The organism is Streptomyces sp. NPDC056452 (assembly GCF_042796085.1).
In the GTDB taxonomy this organism is placed as follows: Bacteria; Actinomycetota; Actinomycetes; order Streptomycetales; family Streptomycetaceae; genus Streptomyces.
This window is the reverse complement of sequence record NZ_JBHTRI010000035.1, coordinates 13656-35736: the sequence shown is the minus strand read 5'-3', so window position 1 is coordinate 35736 and position 22081 is coordinate 13656. Positions and strand designations below refer to the sequence as shown.

Annotated in this window: 20 protein-coding genes and 2 tRNA genes; 15 read left to right on the top strand and 7 right to left on the bottom strand. The window is 70.2% G+C overall.

Translation table 11 applies throughout. The features are described 5' to 3' along the window. Window positions 1-30: 30 nt before the first annotated feature. The 4 genes from ACFQ6X_RS28825 to ACFQ6X_RS28810 all read left to right on the top strand — a co-directional run bounded on the left by ACFQ6X_RS28825 (window position 31) and on the right by ACFQ6X_RS28810 (window position 5472). Window positions 31-2982, top strand: coding sequence for a UPF0182 family protein (locus ACFQ6X_RS28825; RefSeq protein WP_383185684.1), 2952 nt, complete (start codon window positions 31-33; stop codon window positions 2980-2982). A gap of 42 nt (window positions 2983-3024) precedes the next feature. Further along, a tRNA-Met gene (locus ACFQ6X_RS28820) sits at window positions 3025-3098 on the top strand. Between the two features lie 225 nt (window positions 3099-3323). Further along, window positions 3324-5315, top strand: coding sequence for a tetratricopeptide repeat protein (locus ACFQ6X_RS28815; RefSeq protein WP_383185622.1), 1992 nt, complete (start codon window positions 3324-3326; stop codon window positions 5313-5315). 83 nt (window positions 5316-5398) lie between these two features. Then, window positions 5399-5472: transfer RNA gene (locus ACFQ6X_RS28810), tRNA-Met, on the top strand. A gap of 148 nt (window positions 5473-5620) precedes the next feature. On the opposite strand, the gene ACFQ6X_RS28805 is transcribed toward ACFQ6X_RS28810, so the two are convergent. Next, complete coding sequence (locus ACFQ6X_RS28805) at window positions 5621-6040, bottom strand: Fur family transcriptional regulator (protein ID WP_383185620.1); 420 nt, start codon at window positions 6038-6040, stop codon at window positions 5621-5623. A 162-nt stretch (window positions 6041-6202) separates the two neighbouring features. Here ACFQ6X_RS28805 and ACFQ6X_RS28800 point away from each other — a divergent pair, with 162 nt between their 5' ends. After that, window positions 6203-7654, top strand: coding sequence for a catalase (locus ACFQ6X_RS28800; protein WP_383185618.1), 1452 nt, complete (start codon window positions 6203-6205; stop codon window positions 7652-7654). A 148-nt stretch (window positions 7655-7802) separates the two neighbouring features. Here the strand turns inward: ACFQ6X_RS28800 and ACFQ6X_RS28795 are convergent, their stop codons facing one another. Next, window positions 7803-8213, bottom strand: coding sequence for a cyclic nucleotide-binding/CBS domain-containing protein (locus tag ACFQ6X_RS28795; protein WP_383185616.1), 411 nt, complete (start codon window positions 8211-8213; stop codon window positions 7803-7805). Window positions 8214-8442: 229 nt separating this feature from the next. Continuing rightward, window positions 8443-9243 (bottom strand): histidinol-phosphatase, encoded by an 801-nt coding sequence (gene hisN / locus ACFQ6X_RS28790; RefSeq protein ID WP_356419137.1) that lies wholly within the window; start codon window positions 9241-9243, stop codon window positions 8443-8445. A gap of 143 nt (window positions 9244-9386) precedes the next feature. Here hisN and ACFQ6X_RS28785 point away from each other — a divergent pair, with 143 nt between their 5' ends. After that, complete coding sequence (locus ACFQ6X_RS28785) at window positions 9387-10001, top strand: TetR/AcrR family transcriptional regulator (protein WP_383185615.1); 615 nt, start codon at window positions 9387-9389, stop codon at window positions 9999-10001. Between the two features lie 34 nt (window positions 10002-10035). On the opposite strand, the gene ACFQ6X_RS28780 is transcribed toward ACFQ6X_RS28785, so the two are convergent. From ACFQ6X_RS28780 to ACFQ6X_RS28765, 4 genes are all read right to left on the bottom strand, one after another. Then, entirely contained in the window at window positions 10036-10359 is a 324-nt protein-coding gene (locus ACFQ6X_RS28780) for a DMT family transporter (RefSeq protein ID WP_383185613.1), read from the bottom strand. A gap of 109 nt (window positions 10360-10468) precedes the next feature. Continuing rightward, window positions 10469-11485: a ribosome small subunit-dependent GTPase A gene (gene rsgA, locus ACFQ6X_RS28775; protein ID WP_329207568.1), complete on the bottom strand. Its 1017-nt coding sequence runs from the start codon at window positions 11483-11485 to the stop codon at window positions 10469-10471. Window positions 11486-11489: 4 nt separating this feature from the next. After that, window positions 11490-12869 carry a 3-phosphoshikimate 1-carboxyvinyltransferase gene (gene aroA, locus ACFQ6X_RS28770; RefSeq protein WP_383185611.1) on the bottom strand — a complete coding sequence of 460 codons (1380 nt, stop codon included), beginning with the start codon at window positions 12867-12869 and terminating at the stop codon, window positions 11490-11492. 103 nt (window positions 12870-12972) lie between these two features. Next, a complete protein-coding gene (locus tag ACFQ6X_RS28765) occupies window positions 12973-13686 on the bottom strand; it encodes a M50 family metallopeptidase (RefSeq protein WP_383185609.1) in 714 nt (237 codons plus the stop codon). Between the two features lie 74 nt (window positions 13687-13760). Here ACFQ6X_RS28765 and ACFQ6X_RS28760 point away from each other — a divergent pair, with 74 nt between their 5' ends. The 9 genes from ACFQ6X_RS28760 (at window position 13761) to ACFQ6X_RS28720 (ending at window position 22034) form a co-directional block, all read left to right on the top strand. Beyond that, complete coding sequence (locus ACFQ6X_RS28760) at window positions 13761-14576, top strand: SOS response-associated peptidase (protein WP_383185607.1); 816 nt, start codon at window positions 13761-13763, stop codon at window positions 14574-14576. Between the two features lie 9 nt (window positions 14577-14585). Further along, window positions 14586-15245 carry an alpha/beta family hydrolase gene (locus ACFQ6X_RS28755; RefSeq protein WP_383185605.1) on the top strand — a complete coding sequence of 220 codons (660 nt, stop codon included), beginning with the start codon at window positions 14586-14588 and terminating at the stop codon, window positions 15243-15245. 303 nt (window positions 15246-15548) lie between these two features. Next, complete coding sequence (locus ACFQ6X_RS28750; protein ID WP_329215066.1) at window positions 15549-16205, top strand: sigma-70 family RNA polymerase sigma factor; 657 nt, start codon at window positions 15549-15551, stop codon at window positions 16203-16205. Next, window positions 16202-16519 (top strand): mycothiol system anti-sigma-R factor, encoded by a 318-nt coding sequence (rsrA, locus tag ACFQ6X_RS28745; RefSeq protein ID WP_383185603.1) that lies wholly within the window; start codon window positions 16202-16204, stop codon window positions 16517-16519. Before ACFQ6X_RS28750 ends, rsrA begins: the two co-directional genes overlap by 4 nt. Window positions 16520-16676: 157 nt before the next feature. Then, the gene (locus tag ACFQ6X_RS28740) at window positions 16677-18065 is read left to right on the top strand and encodes an HD-GYP domain-containing protein (RefSeq protein ID WP_383185602.1); all 1389 of its coding nucleotides are present in this window, start codon (window positions 16677-16679) and stop codon (window positions 18063-18065) included. Next, the gene (locus ACFQ6X_RS28735; RefSeq protein ID WP_383185600.1) at window positions 18062-19324 is read left to right on the top strand and encodes an HD-GYP domain-containing protein; all 1263 of its coding nucleotides are present in this window, start codon (window positions 18062-18064) and stop codon (window positions 19322-19324) included. Before ACFQ6X_RS28740 ends, ACFQ6X_RS28735 begins: the two co-directional genes overlap by 4 nt. Window positions 19325-19415: 91 nt before the next feature. Then, on the top strand, window positions 19416-20408 hold the full coding sequence (locus tag ACFQ6X_RS28730) for a hypothetical protein (protein WP_329207556.1): 993 nt from the start codon (window positions 19416-19418) through the stop codon (window positions 20406-20408). Window positions 20409-20489: 81 nt separating this feature from the next. Continuing rightward, entirely contained in the window at window positions 20490-21128 is a 639-nt protein-coding gene (gene def, locus ACFQ6X_RS28725; protein ID WP_329207555.1) for a peptide deformylase, read from the top strand. Window positions 21129-21296: 168 nt separating this feature from the next. After that, a complete protein-coding gene (locus ACFQ6X_RS28720) occupies window positions 21297-22034 on the top strand; it encodes a D-Ala-D-Ala carboxypeptidase family metallohydrolase (RefSeq protein WP_383185598.1) in 738 nt (245 codons plus the stop codon). Window positions 22035-22081: the final 47 nt, after the last annotated feature.

Genomic DNA, 22081 nt, shown 5'->3' with positions numbered 1-22081 from the left:
AACTTCGAGGTGCGCACGTTGGCTTTCCAGATGCCGGACCGCGGCGGAGGCCCGACCGGGCCACGGATCAGAGTCGGCCGCCCGTCCCGGCGCGTCCGTACCCTGCTCATGACACTGGGTGTCCTGGCGGTCCTCGCCATGGCCTTTGTCATGTTCGCCGGGTTCTGGACAGACTGGCTCTGGTACCGCTCGGTCGCGTATTCATCCGTCTTCACCACCACCCTGTGGACCAAGATCGGGCTGTTCCTCGTCTTCGGACTGCTGATGGCCATCGCCATCGGCGTGAACATCTGGCTCGCGCACCGGCTGAGGCCGCCGCTGAGCGCGATGTCGCTGGAGCAGCAGAGCCTGGACCGCTACCGGATGAGTGTCGCCCCGTACAAGAAGTGGGTGCTGCTCGCGATCACCGCCCTCGTCGGGCTGATCGCCGGAGCCTCCGCTTCGGGCCAGTGGCGTACGTGGCTGATGTACGTCAACGGTGTGTCGTTCGGGCAGAAGGACCCCCAGTTCAAGCTGGACGTGTCCTTCTACGCCTTCGACCTGCCGTGGTACCGCTTCATGCTCGGCTTCGGCTTCGCCGCGGCCGTGCTGTCGCTGATCGCCGCAGCGCTGACGCACTACCTGTACGGCGGGCTGCGGATCACCAGCCCCGGCGCACGGGCCACGGGTGCGGCCACCGGCCATCTCTCCGTGCTGCTCGGCATCTTCGTCTCGCTGAAGGCCGTGGCGTACTGGCTCGACCGCTACGGCCTCGCCGTGAAGTCGAGTGACTTCAAGGCCACGGACAACTGGACGGGCCTGCGGTACGTCGACGCCAACGCCTACCTCCCGGCGAAGACGATCCTGTTCTGCATCGCCGTCATCTGCGCCCTGCTGTTCTTCGCGACGCTCTGGCGGCGCACCTGGCAGCTGCCGGTGATCGGCTTCGGCCTGATGGTGCTCTCCGCGATCCTGATCGGCGGGCTCTACCCGGCGATCGTGCAGAAGTTCCAGGTCCAGCCGAACGAGCAGGCCAAGGAAGCGCCGTTCATCCGGAAGAACATCGACGCGACCCGCGATGCCTACGACATCGACGACGCGCAGGTGGACGACTACTCGGGCAAGAGCACGACCACGGACGACGCCAAGCTCCGGGCAGGTGCGGACGCCGCGGCCAGCTACCGCGTGATGGACCCGAACGTCGTCTCGCCGGCCTTCCAGCAGCTCCAGCAGAAGAGGAACTACTACCAGTTCCCCAAGACCCTGGACGTCGACCGCTACAAGGGAACAGACGGCAAGGAGCAGGACACCGTCATCGGCCTGCGCGAGCTCAACCTCGACGGCCTCCCCAAGCGGAACTGGATCAACGACCACTTCACGTACACGCACGGCTACGGCGCCATCGCGGCCCGGGGCACCACGACGGGCACCAACCCGGCGGGCTCCCCGGACTTCACGGAGTCGGGCCTGCCGACCACCGGTGAGCTGCCGAAGTACGAGCAGCGGATCTATTACGGCGAGAAGACCGAGCAGTACTCCATCGTCGGAGGGCCCCAGAAGGAGCTCGACTACGAGGAGGACGGCGAGAAGACCACCAGCTACAAGGGCAACAGCGGTGTCAGTCTCGGCAACGCCTTCAACCGCGCTGCCTACGCCGTGTCCTTCAGCGAGCCGCAGATACTCTATTCCGGAGCCATCGGCGAGGGTTCGCGGATCCTGTACAACCGCACCCCCAAGGAGCGCGTCGAAGCGGTCGCGCCCTGGCTGACCATCGACGGTGACGCCTACCCGGCGGTCGTGGGCGGCCGGATCCAGTGGGTCGTCGACGCCTACACCACGACCAACGGCTATCCGTACGCCTCGCGTACGACGCTCGGTGACACCACGGCGGACTCGCTGACCACCAACCAGCGCGCCGTCGTCGCCCAGCAGAACCAGGTCAACTACATCCGCAACTCGGTGAAGGCCACCGTCGACGCGTACGACGGCAAGGTCAGGCTCTACGAGTGGGACACCGAGGACCCGGTGCTCAAGACCTGGCGCAAGGCGTTCCCCGGAACCGTGAAGTCGCGGGGGGACATCCCGCAGGATCTGATGGACCACCTGCGCTACCCGCAGGACCTGTTCAAGGTCCAGCGGGAGCTGCTCACGCGCTACCACGTCCAGGATCCCGCGCAGTTCTACAGCGGCAGTGACGCCTGGCAGGTGCCGGACGACCCCACCAACAAGGAGCCCGGGGCCGTTCCGCCGTACTACCTGAGCATGAAGATGCCGGACCAGGACGAGCAGAGGTTCTCCCTGACCACGACGTTCACACCGAAGGGGCGGCCCGACCTGGGGGCGTTCATGGCGGTGGACGCGGACGCGGCCAGCAAGGACTACGGCACCATAAGGCTGTTGAGAGTCACCACCACGGTGAAGGGCCCGGGCCAGGTACAGAGTGAGCTCAACGGCAACGACGACGTCGCCGAGTTCGTGAGGAACCTCAAGGGCACCGACTCGGACATCGAGTACGGCAATCTGCTGACCGTGCCGCTGGACGGGGGCTTCCTCTACATCGAGCCGGTGTACACGCGCGGTGGCACGCAGAACTATCCGCTGCTGCGCAAGGTGGCCGCCTCGTACGGGTCGAAGATCGTCTTCGAGAACAGCCTCGGCGAGGCGCTCAACGCGGTCTTCGGGGTCGAGGAATCCGATACGACCACCCCGCCGACGGAGCCCACCGAGCCACCGGGTGACACCACCGAGCCGCCTGCCACCGGGGAGGCCGCTCTGAAGAAGGCCATCGCGGATGCGCAGAAGGCGTACACGGCGGGTGAGGCGGCCCTGAAGAAGAACGACTGGACCGCCTACGGCAAGGCGCAGGCGGACCTGGAGGATGCCCTCAGGCGAGCGGCAGCCGCCCAGCCCAAGGCCACCGGCGGTGCCGACGCGGCAGATACGGCGGCCGGGCCGGCCACGGCCGACAAGGCCGATGAGAAGGGCGAGGACCAGGGCAGCTGAGAAAGTTCCACCCCGCGTCGTGGTACGGTTTGAACACAACGACGCGGGGTGGAGCAGCTCGGTAGCTCGCTGGGCTCATAACCCAGAGGTCGCAGGTTCAAATCCTGTCCCCGCTACTGAAGACTGAGGCCCGGATCCTGAAAAGGATCCGGGCCTTCGTCATGCCGTCGATTGTCGCCTCGGGCACTTTCTCAAGTTGTTGGTGCGAAGTGCGGTTCGCAGGGCACGAGTTGGGCTTGAACGTGTTTGACTTGTCTCTCTGTGGGCATGTCGACAAAACGCTGAAGTGACCTCACTGGCCGCGGTATACCAGGTGTACGCGGGTTGCAGGTGGTGCGACGATGGTATTTATGGGGGACAGGGCAACTCTGTTGGAGACAGGGCGGTTTGTGCAGCGACACGTCCGGAAGACGGAAAACGTGGCGGATGCGGTATTTGCCGCTGCCCTCGCCGAGGCCGCCGACACCGCTGACGACACCTCTGCCGAGGACGCCGCCTACGCCACGGACACCACAGATACCACGGATCATGCCGAGACCGAGGCGCGACACCGTCGTGCCGCGGAGGCCGGCGACGCCGCGTCGATGAGTGTCCTCGGCGCGCTCCTGCTGCGCCGAGGCGACCTCGACGGTGCCGAGTCCTACCTGCGTGCCGCCACGGCCGAGGGCGACCGGGCCGCAGCCAACAACCTGGGTGTCCTGCTCCACCAGCGCGGCTACGCGGACGAGGCCGCCGGGTGGTGGCGCATCGCCGCCGTCGCAGGGTCCGCCGCCGCCGCGCACGCACTCGGGCGGCACTTCCGGGAGTGCGGCGACGAGCCCGGGGCCGAGTACTGGCTGCGCCAGTCCGCCGAGCAGGGCCACGCGCTGGGCGCCTACGCCCTGGCCGACCTGCTCGAGCACAGGAGCGACGTCGGAGCCGAGCGCTGGCTGCGGGCTGCCGCCGAACAGGGCCACCGGGAGGCCGCCTACCGCCTCGCACGCATCCTGGAACGCAACGCTGTCGACGAGCCGCAGGACGCCTTCGGCATGGGGCGGAGCACCGGGGAGGGTGCGCCGAGCGTTCTGGACGGCCGTGCGGGGACGGGGAGGAGCGACGGCCCCGTCGCGGGCCCGGCGACCGGCCGGGTGGGTGAGGCCGAGCAGTGGTACCGGCAGGCTGCCGCGCGCGGTCACCGCCGTGCCGCCCTGCACCTCGGAGCCATCCTGGAGCAGCGCGGTGAGCTGAAGGAGGCGGGCCGCTGGTACCTCACCGCGGCCAAGGACGGTGAGCCCCGTGCTGCCTGCGCCCTCGGCTTCCTGCTGCGCGACGCGGGCGACGAGGAGAGCGCGGCCGTGTGGTGGCTGCGTGCCGCCCAGGACGGCGACGGCAACGCGGCCAACGCCCTGGGGGCACTCCACGCCGCACGCGGTGAGCAGCAGACCGCCGAGCGCTGGTACCGCGCCGCGATGGACGCGGGCGACGTCAACGGTGCGTACAACCTCGGTCTGCTCTGCGCGGCCCAGGACCGCACCCCGCAGGCCGAGCAGTGGTACCGCCGTGCCGCCTACGCGGGACACCGCGAGGCCGCCAACGCGCTGGCCGTGCTGCTGCTCCAGGCGGGCGACGGTACCGGCGCCGAGCCGTGGTTCTCCAAGGCGGCCGAGGCGGGCAGTGTGGATGCCGCGTTCAACCTCGGCATCCTGCATGCCGGACGCGACGAGGACCGTACGGCGCTGAGCTGGTACCAGCGGGCGGCCGCGGCCGGGCACACCGATGCCGCGCTGCAGGTCGGCATGGCGCTGCTGCGCGACGGTGAGGAGCGGGAGGCCGAGCGCCATCTGCGCTGCGCCGCCGGTGGCGGCAGCGCCGAGGCGGCCTTCCGGCTGGCCGGCGTGCTCGACCTGCGCCAGCCGCCGCCCGGACCGCCCGGACTGGGCGAGCCGATGCCGGAGAAGACCGAGTGCGAGGAGTGGTACGAGCGCGCGGCCGAGCAGGGGCACCGCCGTGCCCAGGTCCGGGCCGGGATGCTCGCCGCGGCCCGCGGCGACATGGAGAGTGCTGCCCGCTGGTACCGCGAGGCCGCCGAGTCGGGCAGCCGCAACGGAGCCTTCAACCTCGGCCTGCTGCTCGCCCGTGAGGGCAGCGAGCGTGAGGCTGCCCTGTGGTGGGGCCGCGCCGCCAACGACGGGCACGGCCGTGCCGCCCTGCGCCTCGCGCTGCTCGCCGCCCGCCGCGGTGAGCTCACGGAGGGGCAGCGCTGGTGTGCCCGTGCCGTGGAGCTGGGACCGGCGGAGGTGGCCGAGCGGGCCGCCCGGCTGCTGGAGGCGCTCCACCAGGAGCTCACCGCGTAGACGGTGCGCTCCTGGGGGCGCAGGTGTCCGCGGAAGGGATTTGCGCTGGTCGGCGGGGTACCGTAATGTTGCATTCACAACGACGCGGGGTGGAGCAGCTCGGTAGCTCGCTGGGCTCATAACCCAGAGGTCGCAGGTTCAAATCCTGTCCCCGCTACTGAAGACTGAGGCCCGGATCCTGAAAAGGATCCGGGCCTCAGTCGTATGTCCGGTCGCGTGCAAGGTCCCGTGCGCGGCAAGGTCCCGTCCAGGGTGCCGCCCGCGCGCGGCGAGGTCCCGCACCCGAGGGGCGGGACCGGTCCGGCTCAGGCCGCGGCGGCGCAGTTCGGGCAGACGCCCCGGTAGGTCACCTCGACGTTGGAGACGGTGAAACCGAAGCGCTCGTCGGCCGGCAGGTCGGCCAGCGGATCTCCCGACGGGTGCACGTCCCGGATGGCTCCGCACTGCGCGCACACCAGGTGGTGGTGGGGGCGATGGGCGTTCGGGTCGTACCGCTTGGCCCTGTGGTCGGTCGACACCTCGAGGACCTCACCGAGGGACACCATCTCGCCCAGCGTGTTGTACACGGTGGCGCGGGAGATCTCCGGCAGCCGGCCGACAGCCCTCGCGTGCACCTCGTCCGCCGTCAGGTGTACGTGGTCCCCGTCAAGGACCTCGGCCACGACACGCCGCTGCGCCGTCATGCGCCAGCCGCGTCCGCGAAGTCGTTCCAGGAGGTCACTCATGGGGTCCAGCCTAACAGTGGAGGGACGGAGTCCCGAATGGGTGTGACTTTGGATGCTCGCTTGACTTGGACAATGTCCATTGTAGGATCGAGACTGGCATTGGCCAAGGGACAGGCTGCGCAGGGAAGACGACTGTGCGGGACATGAACGCAGGAGGCGCACGTGACGCAGGGACCGCTCACCACGGAGGCCGGCGCACCGGTTGCCGACAACCAGAACAGCGAGACGGCCGGTCCGGGTGGACCGGTTCTCGTGCAGGACCAGGCGCTGCTGGAGAAGCTCGCCCACTTCAACCGTGAGCGCATCCCGGAGCGCATAGTGCACGCCCGTGGCGCGGGTGCGTACGGCACGTTCACGCTGACCCGCGACGTCTCGCAGTGGACGCGTGCGAAGTTCCTCTCCGAGGTCGGCAAGCAGACCGAGACGTTCCTGCGCTTCTCCACCGTCGCCGGCAACCTCGGTTCCGCCGACGCGGTGCGTGACCCCCGCGGCTTCGCGCTGAAGTTCTACACCGAGGAGGGGAACTACGACCTCGTCGGCAACAACACCCCGGTGTTCTTCATCAAGGACGCCATCAAGTTCCCCGACTTCATCCACACCCAGAAGCGCGACCCGTACACCGGCTCGCAGGAGGCGGACAACGTCTGGGACTTCTGGGGTCTGTCGCCCGAGTCCACGCACCAGGTGACCTGGCTGTTCGGCGACCGCGGGATCCCGGCCACGCTGCGCCACATGAACGGGTACGGATCGCACACGTACCAGTGGAACAACGAGGCCGGCGAGGTCTTCTGGGTCAAGTACCACTTCAAGACCGACCAGGGCATCAAGAACCTCACCACCGACGAGGCCAACCGGCTCTCGGGAGTGGACCCGGACAGCCACCAGCGCGACCTGCGCGAGTCCATCGAACGCGGCGAATTCCCGTCCTGGACGGTGCAGGTGCAGATCATGCCGGCGGCCGAAGCGGCCAACTACCGCTTCAACCCGTTCGACCTGACCAAGGTCTGGCCGCACGAGGACTACCCGCCGGTCGAGATCGGCAAGCTCGAGCTCAACCGCAACCCGGAGAACATCTTCGCCGAGGTCGAGCAGTCCATCTTCAGCCCCGCGCACTTCGTTCCCGGCATCGGACCGTCCCCGGACAAGATGCTCCAGGGCCGCCTCTTCGCGTACGGCGACGCCCACCGCTACCGCGTCGGCATCAACGCCGACCACCTGCCGGTGAACCGCCCCCACGCCACCGAGACGCGTACGAACAGCCGTGACGGCTATCTGTACGACGGCCGTCACCAGGGCACCAAGAACTACGAGCCGAACAGCTTCGGCGGTCCGGTCCAGACCGGCCGGCCGCTGTGGGAGCCCCTCCCGGTCACCGGCGGCACAGGCAACCACGAGGCCCCGAGCCACGCCGAGGACGACGACTTCGTCCAGGCCGGGAACCTCTACCGGCTCTACTCCGAGGACGAGAAGGACCGGCTGATCGAGAACCTCGCCGGGTTCATCTCGAAGGTCTCGCGCGACGACATCGCCGAGCGCGCGATCAACAACTTCCGCCGGGCCGACGGTGACTTCGGCAAGCGGCTGGAAGCAGCGGTACAGGCCCTGCGGAGCTGAGACGTCGGACACGAGTGCGGGGTGGGGCAGCGGATCCGCTGCCCCACCCCGCACTTCTGTGTGCGCGCTCGTCACAGGGTGAGCCGGTGCACCCCTCCCCGCACCGTGCCGACGTGCAGCCGGTGGAGTCGGTCGTCGGTGTCCCCGCTCAGCCGACCAGCTCCACCGGAGGGCGCCCGGGGCGCCCGGCCGGAGCCCAGCAGCGGATGATGTCTCGCACCGACACGATGCCGACCGGTCCGTCGTCGTCCAGCACGATCAGATGCCGGAAGCCGCCGTGCGTCATGGCCTCGGCCGCCTCCTCCAGGGTCCAGACAGGGGCGGCGAAGACCACATCGGTGGTGGTGTGGCTGGAGGCGGTCTCGACATCGGGGTTCTGGCCCGATCCGACCGCGTTGAGGATGTCGCGTTCGGTGAGGATGCCGAACCCGCAGGTGTCCGGGTCATGGACGACGGCTGCTCCGACACGGCGGACCGACATCAGCCGGGCGGCCTGGCGGAGGGTGTGGGTCGGGCCGATGGTGAGAACCACCGTGCTCATGGCGTCACGGACGAGCATGAAGGGAGCCACCTCCTTCGTGAAGCGACTACGTGAGCCGATTCACAAGTTCACAAGTAGGGGGACTCTCAGAGTCGCACTGTTGGGGGACGGCAACAAGGGGTGGCGAAGACCGTTCGAGGGGCGTGCGGTGGTGCGGCACGCCCCTCGTGGTGCCGGTGCGCCCGCTCGGGCTCCCGGCATGGCTGCTCAGACGGTGGGCCGCGTCGGAAGGCGCGGCCCGGCCCGGTCAGTAGCGCTGATTCAAGTAACCCAGAAGTTCGTGGTGGAGCGTCCCGTTCGAAGCCGCCGCGTTGCCGCCGCCCGGACCGGGGACCCCGTCCAGGCTGGTGAACTGCCCGCCCGCCTCCTGGACGATGATCGCGTTCGCCGCCATGTCCCAGAGCGAGAGCTCCGGCTCCGCGCAGATGTCGACCGATCCCTCGGCGACCATCATGTACGGCCAGAAGTCCCCGTAGCCGCGGGTACGCCAGCAGGCCCGGGTCAGATCCATGAAGCCGTCGAGCCGGCCCTGCTCCTCCCACCCGGTCAGCGAGGAGTACGCGAGGGACGCGTCCGCGATGCGCTCCACCTTCGACACGTGCAGCCGGGTCGCGGAGGTCAGGCTGCGGCCGGAGAAGGCTCCCGCGCCCTTCGCCGCCCACCAGCGCCGGTTCAGCGCGGGCGCGGACACCACGCCGACCACCGGCTGGAAGCCGTCCTCACCGGCTTCCATCAGCGAGATCAGCGTCGCCCAGACCGGCACACCGCGTACGTAGTTCTTCGTGCCGTCGATCGGGTCGATCACCCAGCGGCGCGGACCGGTCCCCTCGATGCCGTACTCCTCGCCCAGAATCGCGTCGCGTGGGCGGGCCCGATGGAGGTGGCCGCGGATCAGCTCCTCGGCGGCCTTGTCGGCCTCGCTCACCGGCGTCATGTCCGGCTTGGTCTCGACCTTGAGGTCCAGAGCCTTGAACCGGTCCATCGTCGTCGCGTCGGCGGCATCCGCCAGCACGTGGGCGAGGCGCAGATCATCGTGGTAGTCGGGCATGCCGTCACAGTATCCACAGGCACCCGTCCGGGCTACACGGCCCCATGTGCTGGAGCGCTGCCGGGAAGCCGTGCGCAGCCCCTTGACAGTGCGGGGCGGCGCGTCAACTCTGAATCGCAGATCCCCCGGCGTGGGAGGCAACGATGCCTGCAGCGCGAGAAGCCCTGCTGGACGCGGCACTGTCGGCGCTCTCCACGCTGCCGTGGGCGGCGGTACGCATGGTCGACGTGGCAGCCGCCGCCGGGGTCTCCCGGCAGACCCTCTACAACGAGTTCGGCAGCAAGGACGGCCTGGCCCGCGCCCTGATCCGGCGCGCCGCCGACGGCTATCTGGCCGGGGCGGAACGGGCCCTCGGCGCGCCCGGGGCCGCGGGGGCGGGACCGGCGGAGCTCGCCCTGTGGACCGTGCGTGCCGCCCGGGCGAACGACCTGGTCAAGGCCTTGCTCACGGGGTTCTGGGGGGAGCGGTTACCCCGGCCCGTGGCCACGGGGCCGTCGACGTCGGTCGTGCCCGCGCAGCGCCGGGCCGATGCCGCACTGCCGACCCCCACGGAACTGCTCGCACTCGTCCGGGACCGGGCCGTGGCCGCACTCAAAAGCTCTCCTCAGGACGCCGCGGAACTGGCCCTGACCTGCGAGATCGCGCTCCGTCTTGCCCTCTCGTACGCGATGGTGCCGGCGGTTCCCGCACCGTCCCCGGTCGGGGCGGACGCGGTGACACTGGTGCGCGAGGCCCTGGCGCGGCACCCGGCACGCTGAAACGCGCGGTGCGGTGCACGGGGTGTACGGGAGGTCAGGCCGAGGAGCCCGACAGCTGCAGACCGATCACACCGACGATCACCAGCGAGATCGAAATGAGCTTGAGCGTGGAGACCACGTCGTCGAGGAAGACCATCCCGTAGATCGCGGTGCCGGCCGCGCCGATGCCCGTCCACACCGCGTACGCGGGTCCGACGTCGAGCTTCTTGAGGGCCAGCGTCAGCAGCCCGAAGCTTCCGAGCGCGAACACGCAGAACGCGATCGTCGGCCACAGCCGGGTGAAACCGTGGGAGAGCTTCAGACACACGGCGAAGCCGGTCTCCAGCAGTCCTGCGACCACGACCAGCAACCACGCCATCGTCAGGTGCCTCCCACGTAGGTGACTGCTTCGTCTCGCTTGACGCGATTATGCACTTACCAGTTGTGGGAGCTCGCAAACGTGCGCGAGTCGTGCGGGCCGGCGCCCCTCAGTCCCCCTCGCGGCGCTCCCGGGTCGAGAGCAGCCGCCGCAGGGAGTCGAGCCGTGCGGGATCCGCGTGCCCCTCCGAGACCCATGCATCCAGGGCGCATTCCGGCTCACGGTCGTCATGGGTGCAGCCGCGCGGGCAGTTCTCCGTACCCGGCTGCAGGTCGGGGAACGCGTTGATGACCCGGGACGGGTCGACGTGGTGCAGCCCGAACGAACGGACACCCGGGGTGTCGACAACCCAGCCGCGGTCGTCCGGCAGCGGCAGCGCGAGCGCCGACGTGGTGGTGTGACGGCCGCGGCCCGTGACGGCGTTGACCACACCAGTCGTACGCCGTCGGTCCTTCGGCACCAGGGCGTTGACCAGGGTCGTCTTCCCGACTCCGGAGTGCCCGACGAATGCGGTCACCCGGTCGTTGAGCAGCTCCCGCACCCGGTCGGCCGCGTCACCGTTCTCCAGTTCCTCGCGGCTGGTCACGATGTAGGGGACACCCAGCGGGGTGTACGCCTCCAGGAGCTTGTCCGGTGACGCCAGGTCGGACTTGGTCAGGACCAGGAGCGGGGTGAGCCCGCCGTCGTACGCCGCCACCAGACAGCGGTCGATCATGCGGGGGCGGGGTTCCGGATCGGCGAGCGCGGTGACGATGGCCAGCTGATCGGCGTTGGCGACGACCACCCGTTCGTACGGATCGTCGTCGTCCGCGGTACGGCGCAGGACCGAGCGGCGCTCGCCGATGCGGACGATGCGGGCCAGCGTGTCCTTGTCGCCTGAGAGGTCGCCGACGATGGAGACCATGTCCCCCACGACGGCTGCCTTGCGGCCCAGCTCACGGGCCTTCATCGCCATCACGGTGCGCCCGTCGACGAGGCAGGTGAGCCGTCCGCGGTCGACGGTGAGGACCATGCCGTCCTGGGCGTCCTCGTGCTTGGGGCGGGTGTGCGTGCGAGGACGGTTGCCCTTGCGGTTGGGGCGGACGCGGATGTCGTCCTCGTCCGGGTTCTTCCCGTAGCGGCGCATGTCCTCAGACCCCGCGCCTTTCCGGGGCTGCCCCGAGTGCTCCCGGCGAGACGCCGACCGTTCCGGAGGGTTCACCGAGCATGCCGGCCCACATCTCGGGGAAGTCCGGCAGTGTCTTCGCCGTCGTACCGACGTTCTCGATCTCCACCCCGGCGACGGCGAGGCCGATGATCGCGCCCGCCGTCGCCATCCGGTGGTCGTCGTACGTGTGGAAGGTGCCGCCGTGCAGCGGGCGCGGGCGGATCAGCAGTCCGTCGGCGGTCTCGGTGACGTCGCCGCCCAGGCCGTTGATCTCCTTCGTCAGAGCGGCCAGCCGGTCCGTCTCGTGCAGCCGCAGATGGGCGACGCCGCTCAGCGTGGAGGGGGAGTCGGCGAGGGCGGCGAGTGCGGCGATGCCCGGGGTGAGCTCGCCGACCTCGCTCAGGTCGACGTCGATGCCGTGGATGCGGCCCGATCCTGTGAAGGTGAGGCCGCGTTCCGTCAGTTCGCAGCTGCCTCCCATTGCGGTGAAGATCTCGCGCAGCGCGTCACCCGGCTGGGTGGTGCGCAGCGGCCAGTCGGGGACCGTGACCCGGCCGCCGGTGACCAGTGCGGCCGCGAGGAACGGCTGGGCGTTGGACAGGTCCGGCTCGACGGTCAGGTCGCGGCCGAGCAGTGCGGAGGGGGAGACCCGCCAGACGTTGGGCTCACCACCGCTCTCCGGCTCGTCGACCTGGGCGCCGACCGCGCGCAGCATGTCGACGGTCATCCGGATGTGCGGCATGGAGGGCAGGGCCGAACCTGTGTGGCGTACCTCCACCCCCTGGTTGAAGCGGGGTGCCGACAGCAGGAGGGCGGAGACGAACTGGGAGGACGAGGAGGCGTCGATGGCCACCGGACCGCCGTCGAGCGCGCCCGCGCCGTGGACGGTCAGCGGTAGTGCCCCGCGCCCGTCGTCATCGATCCGGGCACCCAGCACGCGCAGCGCGTCGATCACACCGTTCAAGGGGCGCTCGTAGGAGCGGGGATCGCCGTCGAAGTGGACCGGGCCGTCCGCCAGGCAGGCCACGGGCGGCAGGAACCGCATGACCGTTCCTGCGTTGCCGACGTCGACCGTGGCCGGGCCGTGCAGGCCGGCCGGAATGACCCGCCACGCCTCGCCCGAGCCGTCCGGGCCGACGCCCTCCTCGATTCCGACGCCCATCGCACGGAGCGCCTGTGCCATCAGCAGGGTGTCCCGGGAGCGCAGCGGGCGGCGCAGCCAGCCCGGCTCGGAGGAGAGGGAGGCGAGGACGAGGGCGCGGTTGGTGACCGACTTCGACCCGGGCACGGTGACGGTCGCGTCGACGGCTCCGCTCGCAAGCGGGGCGGGCCAGAGGGCGGGGTGCACGGAACTTTCGGTCATGGCCCTCACTTTAGTGGCACACCGCAAACCCAGATCCCGATCAAATGGGACGAAATAGTGATGTAACGCAAGGGTGGTACACACGGCGGGGCGCTCCGGGCCGTCACAGTCCGAGCAGCCAGCGCCCGCCGCCGATCAGTGAGCAGAGCGACACCGCGTGGAAGAGGAAGAGCCATATCGCGGCCGGCGCGTGCGTGAGCCGGGAGAGCTGGTCGGCGTCGGAGTCCGGTGCGCCGCCGTGCCGCCGCTTGGACTGCAGCTCGAAGGCCGGGCGCACTCCACCGAGCAGCAGGAACCAGACCACGGTGTACGCGAACGCCGACTGGACAGCGGCCGACGTCAGCCAGGACACCAGCAGGAAGGCCGCACCCGTGAGGATGACGGTCAGCGCCCCGTACAGATTGCGGATCATCACCAGCATGACCGCGAGCAGCGCGGTCGCCAGCCACAGGAGGAGCGTGATCCTGCCGTTGGTGAGCAGCCAGGCGCCGCCCAGGCCCAGCAGCGGAGGTGCGGTGTACCCGGCCGCCGCGGTGAGGATCATGCCGGCGCCGGTCGGCTTGCCGCGGCTGACGGTCAGCCCGCTGGTGTCGGAGTGCAGCCGGATTCCGGAGAGCTGCCGCCCGGTGAGCAGGGCGACGAGTCCGTGGCCGCCCTCGTGCGCGATGGTGATCGCGTTCCGGGAGAGCCGCCATATGAGGTTCGGCACGACGGCGATGAGCGCCACTGTGGCCGTCACGACCACGAGCCACTGCTCGGGCGCGGGCTGGGTGCCGAAGACGCGATCCCACAGATCGCCCAGTTCGGTGCTGTCCATGGTGCGGGCGGCTCCTTGAGGTACTTGAGGTTTTGGCGTCCACTCGACCTGACGGTCGTGGCAGTCTGGCACTTATGTGCGGACGGTATGCAGCGAGTCGGCGGCCCGAGGATCTGACCGGGCTCTTCGGGGTCGAGAAGTGGGACCCCACCGAAACCCTGGAGCCCGACTGGAACGTGGCGCCGACCAAAGAGGTCTACGCGGTTCTGGAGCGTCCTGTGAAGGACGCAGACGACCAGCGTCCGGTTCGCCAGCTGCGCACGCTGAAGTGGGGCCTCGTACCGTCCTGGTCGAAGTCTCCCGAAGGCGGCGCCCGCATGATCAACGCCCGCGCGGAGACCGTCCACGAGAAGCCCTCCTTCCGCCGGCCCTTCGTGTCGAGGCGCTGCATCCTTCCCGCGGACGGCTACTACGAGTGGGTCACCGGCGCCGACGAGCGGCAGCTGGAGGAGACCGGGAAGCGGAAACGCCCCCGCAAGCAGCCCTACTTCGTCACACCGGCGGACGGCGCGGTCTTCGCGATGGCGGGTCTGTACGAGTTCTGGCGGGACCGGACCCTGCCCGACGACCATCCGCAGTCCTGGTGGGTGACCTGCTCCGTGATCACCACGGAGGCGGAGACGTCCCCGCTGGCCGTGGCCCCCGCTGAGGGGCCCGCCGCGCTCGCCGACATCCACCCCCGGATGCCCCTGATGCTCACCCCCGACCGCTGGGACGACTGGCTCGACCCGGCGCGCACCGACATCACGGAACTGAAGGCCCTGCTGGAACCCCCGCCCGGAGGGCTCATGCGGGCCTACCCGGTGGCCACGGCCGTCAGCAACGTCCGCAACAACGGCGCGGAACTGCTGGAGGAGCTGGCCGCGCCGGAGGTGAGCACGCTCTTCTGACCCGTCAGGATGGGTCCCGTGACCCGTGCAGAGACAGCGCAGTGGACCGAGACGGCCGATACGGAAGCCGGAGTGGCCAGGATCACCTGGCGGCCCGCCGAGAACGCCCGGCTGGTGCTCGCCGTCAGCCACGGAGCGGGCGGCGGCATCGAGGCCCGGGATCTCCAGGCCCTCGCCGCCGTGCTCCCCGGGCACCGGGTGAGCGTCGCCCTGGTGGAGCAGCCCTGGCGGGTGGCGGGGAAGAAGCTCGCGCCCGCTCCCCGGACCCTGGACACGGGCTGGCGAGGGCTGTGGCCCGCGCTGACCGCCCCGGGGCTGCCCGTCGTCGCCGGGGGGCGCAGCGCGGGGGCCCGGGTGGCCTGCCGTACGGCGACGGAGCTCGGTGCCCACGCGGTGCTCGCGCTCAGCTTTCCGCTGCACCCGCCGGGCCGACCGGAGAAGTCCCGCAAGGACGAGCTGCTGGGGGCGGGCGTGCCCGTCCTGGTCGTGCAGGGCGGGCGCGACCCGTTCGGACGACCCGAGGAGTTTCCTCCGGGGGAGCACCGGATCGTCGAGGTGCCGCACGGGGACCATGGTTTCGCCGTACCCAAGAAGGCCCCTCTGACCCAGGATCAGGCCATGGATCTCCTCACCGGTGCGGCGGCCGAGTGGCTGGACGGACTCCCCTAGCCACGTGGTTCCGCTGCCTCCACGGCACCGGCGGGGCCCCGGGAATGCGGCGTGCGGGGCCGCTGTTGTTCGGGACGTCGGTACAAGAAAGTCCTACGTGGAGAGGGAGTCCGTCGCATGGGTTCGACCATCTGCCCGCGCCGCTCGAACACCGCTGATCTGGAGTGGACGGTCCTGCATGCGGCCAAGACCACTCCCGAGCGCGCCGTGAGCGGAGCGGATCGACAGCCCGCGTCGAAGCAAGGTCGACTATTCTCCGAGGCGAGCGGGTCCGGTTTCGGTTCCGCCACATCGTTGGAGGAGGTGGGTCCGGTCACTGGGACCGACACAGGGACCGACGACGGCCGTGCGGAGGAGACGACCGCCGAGCGCAATGCGCGCTTCGAGCGGGACGCCCTCGGATTTCTCGACCAGATGTACTCGGCCGCGCTGCGCATGACGCGCAACCCCGCCGATGCCGAGGACCTGGTCCAGGAGACGTACGCCAAGGCGTACGGCTCCTTCCACCAGTTCCGTGAGGGCACGAACCTCAAGGCGTGGATGTACCGCATCCTCACGAACACATTCATCAACTCGTACCGCAAGAAGCAGCGCGAACCCCAGCGGAGTGCCGCCGAGGAGATCGAGGACTGGCAGCTGGCACGTGCCGAGTCGCACATGTCGACCGGTCTGCGCTCGGCGGAGTCCCAGGCGCTGGACCACCTGCCGGACTCCGATGTGAAGTCCGCACTGCAGTCGATCCCCGAAGAGTTCCGCATCGCCGTGTATCTCGCCGACGTAGAGGGCTTTGCGTACAAGGAGATCGCGGACATCATGGGGACCCCCATCGGTACGGTGATGTCCCGCCTGCACCGGGGACGCCGCCAGCTGCGCGGCATGCTGGAGGACTACGCGCGTGAGCGCGGGCTCGTCCCGGCCGGTGCCGGTGAGTCGGACGACAGGAAAGGCTCGACCTCATGAGCTGCGGAGAGCCGCACGAGACGGATTGCTCAGAGGTTCTCGATCATCTCTATGAGTTCCTCGACCATGAGATGCCCGAGGGCGACTGCACCAAGTTCGAGGTGCACTTCGAGGAGTGCTCCCCGTGCCTCGAGAAGTACGGCCTGGAGCAGGCCGTGAAGAAGCTGGTGAAGCGCTGCTGCGGTCAGGACGACGTCCCGTCCGATCTGCGCTCGAAGGTGATGGGACGGATCGACCTGATCCGTTCGGGACAGGCCGTCCCGGAGCAGGATGTCGCGATGGGCGGGGCAGAACGGCCCGCCACCGCCGAGTGACAACTGCCCTCGGGCACCGCTGTCACGCACCCCTGTCGAGCGCCGGAACCCCGGCAGTGTCACCCGAATGTGCTAATCCCTCCCATCGGGACCCTTGGCCGCGCCCAACTCGCTAGCCTGGCGCCTTCATTGACCAGGCTGGGGGCGGGCGGTACGGGTGAGGAGCACACCGGGGGCGGCGCGCGCATACATTCTGGCCGCGCTGATCTGCTCCTTTCTCTGCGCCCTGCCGGCGCTGTCCTCCGGGACGGGCACCCCCTGGGGCACCCTCGCCCTTCTCACGGCGCTCTACCTGGTGTGTGAGCTTCCCGGGCGCTGCCCGTTCTTCGGCAGCTCCGTCCCGGTCACCGCCGGGTCGTTCTTCCCCCTGCTGCTCGCCGCGGCCTTCCTGCTGCCGCCCGCTGCCGCCGTCATGGTCGCGATACCCGGGTCGCTGGCCGGCCGGGTCGAACAGCCGCCGGCGACCGCCCGCCGCGTCTGGCGGGCCGCTCAGCTCTCCCTCGCCGTGTGGGCGGCCTCGTCGGCCCACACCGCGCTCGGGGGCCCGGCCACGCTCGGCGGTTCCGGCGGCGGTGCGGTTCCCGACCTCCCGTACGCCCTGTTTCCCGCCTGCGCCTCGGCGCTCGTCTTCAGCCTCGTCCTGGCCGCCCTGGACGGAGGCATCCTCGCCACGGCCGAGCGCGTGCCGTTGCGGCACGCCTGGCGCGGGCTGCCGGCGGGGTCACTGGGGCCGCATCTGGTGCACGCGCTGGCCGGGCTGATGATGGCCGTCCTCTGGCGCAGCTCGTACGGGCCGGTGTCCGCCCTCGTCGTCCTGCTGCCGATGTACATCTCCTGCTGGGTGTTCGCCCAGTACCACCGCCAGCACGCCGCCCACCGCGCCACCATCCGGGCGCTGGTCCAGGCCGTCGACATCAAGGACACGTACACCCGCGGGCACAGTGAGCGGGTGGGGCGGGCCTCCGAGCTGATCGCCGTCGAGCTCGGCATGGAGGAGCAGCGCATGGAGGCGCTCCGCTTCGCCGGGATCCTGCACGACGTCGGCAAGCTGGGCGTCCCCACGCGGGTGCTGCGCAAGGACGGACCGCTGACCCCCGAGGAACGCCGGGTCATCGAGCTGCATCCGGAGTACGGGCACGAGATCGTCCGGGGCATCGGCTTCCTCGACGAGGCGCGCGCCGCGATCCTCCACCACCACGAACGGCTCGACGGCAGCGGCTATCCGTACGGCCTCACCGGCGACAAGATCCCCGAGTTCGCCCGGGTGGTGGCCGTCGCCGACGCCTTCGACGCGATGACCTCGACCCGCTCCTACCGGCGTGGACGCCCCGTACCGGCGGCGGTGGAGGAGCTGGAGCGCTGCGCGGGCAGCCAGTTCGACCCGCGGATGGTGCGGGCGCTCGCGCGGGCCCTGGACCGGCACGGCTGGTCCTCGGCGGCCAACGCGGTCACCTCGGACGAGGAGACGTTCGGGGTGCCCCGCCAGCGGTCGGGGAAGCCGGCGTCCGCCGCCGGCACCGCGGACCGGCACGGACGGCCCCGGTGAGCCTGATCAGCCGCCCCTCGCTGCCCCCGGCCGTCCTCGCCGTCCGCGGCGCCGCCCTCGCCCTCGCCGTCGTCGCACTCGGCCACACCCTGTGGAACGGTGTCGTCGAACCCGGCCACGCGCTCGCCTTCGGTGTCCTCGTCACCGTGGGGGAGCTGGCCCGCTGGGGCGCCCTGCCGGGTGAGCGGGAGCCCGCGCCGCTCGGGTCGGCCGGAGCGCTCGCGTACGCGCTGCTCGGACGCAGCGCCGGGGAGCCCAGCGCGCACGGCGTCCTGCAGGTGATCACCGTCGTCGCCGCGGCGCAGCTGCTCGCCTCGGTGCCCCAGCTGGCGCGCGGCAGCGGACCGGGACCCGACCGGGTGGCCCGCCGCATCCTGGCCGTCGCCTTCGCCGCGGTGTGTTTCCAGCCGCTCTTCAACTCGGGGCGGACCGCGCTCTGGTTCGGCGAGGGACCGTACTTCGCGCTCTTCCTGCTCCTGCTGCTGGTCCTCACCGCCCTGTGCGACGCCGTCCTGGCCGCCCTGCTGCTGCACTCCCGCACCCGGTACCCGTTCGGACCCCTGCTGCGTGACGAGCTCCGCGCGCTCAGCGGCATCGGCTCGGCCGTCTGTGCGACCGGTGCCGTCATGGCGCTCGGGGTCGCCGTCGGCGGGCTCTGGGCGCTGCCCGTCCTGTGTGTCCCGCTGCTGCTCACCCAGGTGTCCTTCCGCCGGTACGCCGCCGTCCGCACGACCTACCGCCAGACCATCACCTCGCTGGCCAGGTCCACGGAGATCGCCGGATACACCCAGCACGGCCATGCCCGCAGGGTCGCCGAGCTCTCCACCGCCGTGGGGAGGGAGCTCGGCCTGGCCGGCCCCGAGCTGACCGTCCTGGAGTACGCGGCGCTGATGCACGACATCGGCCAGCTCTCGCTCGTCGATCCGGTGCCCGACGGTGCGACCGCGGGGCTGCCGCCGGCCGAGCAGCGGAGGATCGCGCTGCTCGGAGGCGCCGTGGTCCGGCAGACCGGGGTGGACACCGAGGTGGCGGTGGTCGTGGAGCAGCAGGCCGATCCGTACCGGGAACAGCCGATCACCGCCAGGATCGTCCGTGCGGTCAATGCGTACGACGACCTGTGCGGGGAAGGCGTCAGTGGCCCCCTGGGGGCCCTGGAGCAGCTCAGGCTCGGCACCGGCCGGGACTACCAGCCGCAGGTGGTCGAAGCGCTGGCCAGAGTCCTGGCGCGAGGCGGTCTGACCCCGGTCCGGTCTGGGTAACCCATGGGTAATGAGCGAGCGTCCACCCGGGCATGGTTGGATGCGAAGGAGAGCGGAAAACGAGGGTGTCCAGTCGGGACAGGCGGGAATCGTGAGGATCTTCGGGAAGGTACGGCATCGGCCATCCGCCTCTTGGCGGCAGGCCACCGACCGCGCGTTCACGCTGATCGGCGACGGCCGGTACGAGGACGCGGGGGCGCTGCTGACGCGCGCGGCGGATCTGGAGCCCTGGCTCTCGGAGTCCTGGTTCAATCTGGCGCTGCTGCACAAGTTCCGGCACGACTGGGAACAGGCGAGGGCCGCGGGCCTGCGCGCCGTCGCCCTGCTCGACAGGGAGTCCGGCGCCCCCGACTGGTGGAACGTCGGGATCGCGGCCACCGCGCTGCAGGACTGGCCCCTGGCCCGCCGGGCCTGGCAGGCGTACGGCCTGAAGGTGCCGGGCAGCGGCCAGTACAACGCGGCGGCCAACAGCGAGCCGACGGGCATGGAGCTGGGCAGTGCGGCGGTACGGCTGTCGCCCGAGGGCGAGGCCGAGGTCGTCTGGGGCCGCAGGCTCGACCCCGCGCGGATGGAAGTGCTGTCGATCCCGCTGCCGTCCTCCGGCCGGCGCTGGGGCGAGGTCGTCCTGCACGACGGGGTTCCGAACGGCGAGCGGATCACGGCGGCGGGCCCGTCCTACCCCGTCTTCGACGAGATCGAGCTGTGGGCGCCCTCTCCCGTACCCACCTGGGTGGTGCTCCTGGAAGCGGCTGAGGAGGCCGACCGGGACGCGCTGGAGCAGCTTGCGTCCGACGCCGGGTTCGCGGCGGAGGACTGGTCGTCCTCCGTGCGGCTCCTGTGCCGGGCCTGTTCGGAGAGCCCGATGGAGAGCGACGAGGGCGACGGGGAGCACTTGGACCCGCACGACCACAGCGAACCCGGCCACCCGGGCCCGCTGGGCCACCGCACCGCGGGCGACCTCTGGGTTCCGGAGCGTGAATGCGGCATAGCGGCGCCGGCAGGGCTCGTGCGCGGGCTGCTGGACAGCTGGGTCGCGGACAGTCCGGACAGCCGTGAGTGGCGCGATCTGGAAGAAGTCTGCTGACCGGTGCCCGTAGGCTGTACGGGCACCGATTCCGGTGCGGTTCTCACTGGTTTCAGGTTTGCAGGAAGGCGTACGGCGGACATGTCGCAGCAGGAGACGGACGAGCAGGTCGGCGTGGACGACGAGGGATTCCTCGTGGACACCGAGGACTGTGAGGCGCGCGAGGCGGCGTACCGCGAGCGCGGCACCTCCCGCCCGATCACGGTCGTGGGCAACCCGGTGCTCCACAAGGAGTGCAGAGACGTCACGGAGTTCGGTGACGAGCTCGCACAGCTGATCGACGACATGTTCGCCAGCCAGCGGACGGCCGAGGGTGTGGGCCTGGCCGCCAACCAGATCGGTGTGGACCTCAAGGTCTTCGTCTACGACTGCCCGGACGACGACGGTGTGCGGCACGTCGGCGCGATCTGCAACCCGGTGCTCGAGGAGCTGGCGCCGGAGGAGCGGATCCTCGACGACTCCAACGAGGGCTGCCTCTCGGTCCCGACGGCGTACGCCGCACTGGCGCGCCCGGACTACGCGGTGGTGCGCGGCCAGGACGCCAAGGGCAACGCGGTGAAGGTGCGGGGCAACGGGTACTTCGCGCGCTGCCTCCAGCACGAGACGGACCACCTGTACGGGTACCTGTACATCGACCGGCTCTCGAAGCGGGACCGCAAGGACGCGCTTCGACAGATGGACGAGGGCACGCCGCGCTACGAGGTCGTCGCGAACGGCTGAGCAACTGCCTGGTGAGGCCCTGCTGCCGGTGCGCCGGCGGCAGGGCCTTCCCGTTGCCCCGGGACGATGGTGTTCAACTGCCAACCAGCGTTTCCCCAGGGGTAGTTGACGCGCGTCGACTCGTCCGACAGGCTCACCCCTACACCTCACCGTGGTTGGGAGAACCCCATGCTCAGACGTACCGCACATCTGCTGCTCGGTTTTGTCATGACCATGGCCTTCGCTGTGGGCGGGGCCATCGTCACCGCAGGCCCCGCGCAGGCCGACGGCTGCTACACCTGGACCCGCACACTGTCGTCCGGAGCCTCCGGAGCCGACGTCACCCAGCTCCAGATCCGGGTGTCCGGCTATCCGGGATACAACTCCGTACTCGCCATCGACGGCTCGTACGGCCCCGCGACCACGGCCGCGGTCAAGCGCTTCCAGTCGGCCTACGGCCTCGCCGCGGACGGCATCGCCGGACCGGCCACGCAGTCCAAGCTCTACGCGCTCCAGGACGACGACTGCACCCCGATCCACTTCACCTACCCCGAGCTCAACAAGTGCAACAGCACCTGGGCCGGCGGGGCGGTGGCCGCCGGCACGGCCAAGGCCAACGCGCTGAGCTCCATGTGGAAGCTGGAGGCGCTGCGGCACGCACTCGGTGACCAGTCCATCCGTGTCACCAGCGGATTCCGGTCGACCTCCTGCAACTCCGCGGTGGGCGGGGCGACGAACAGTCGTCATCTGTACGGTGACGCGGTCGACCTCGGCTCCGGACCGCACTCGCTGTGCACCATCGCCCAGCAGGCCCGCAACCACGGGTTCAACGGGATCCTCGGCCCGGGCTACGCCGGGCACAGCGACCACATCCATGTGAACCAGGGGCCGAGCCACTTCTGGTCGGCCTCCCAGTGCGGCATCTGACCGCACACGCACCGCTGCCGTGCCCCGTCCGGGACCGAGTGATCTCC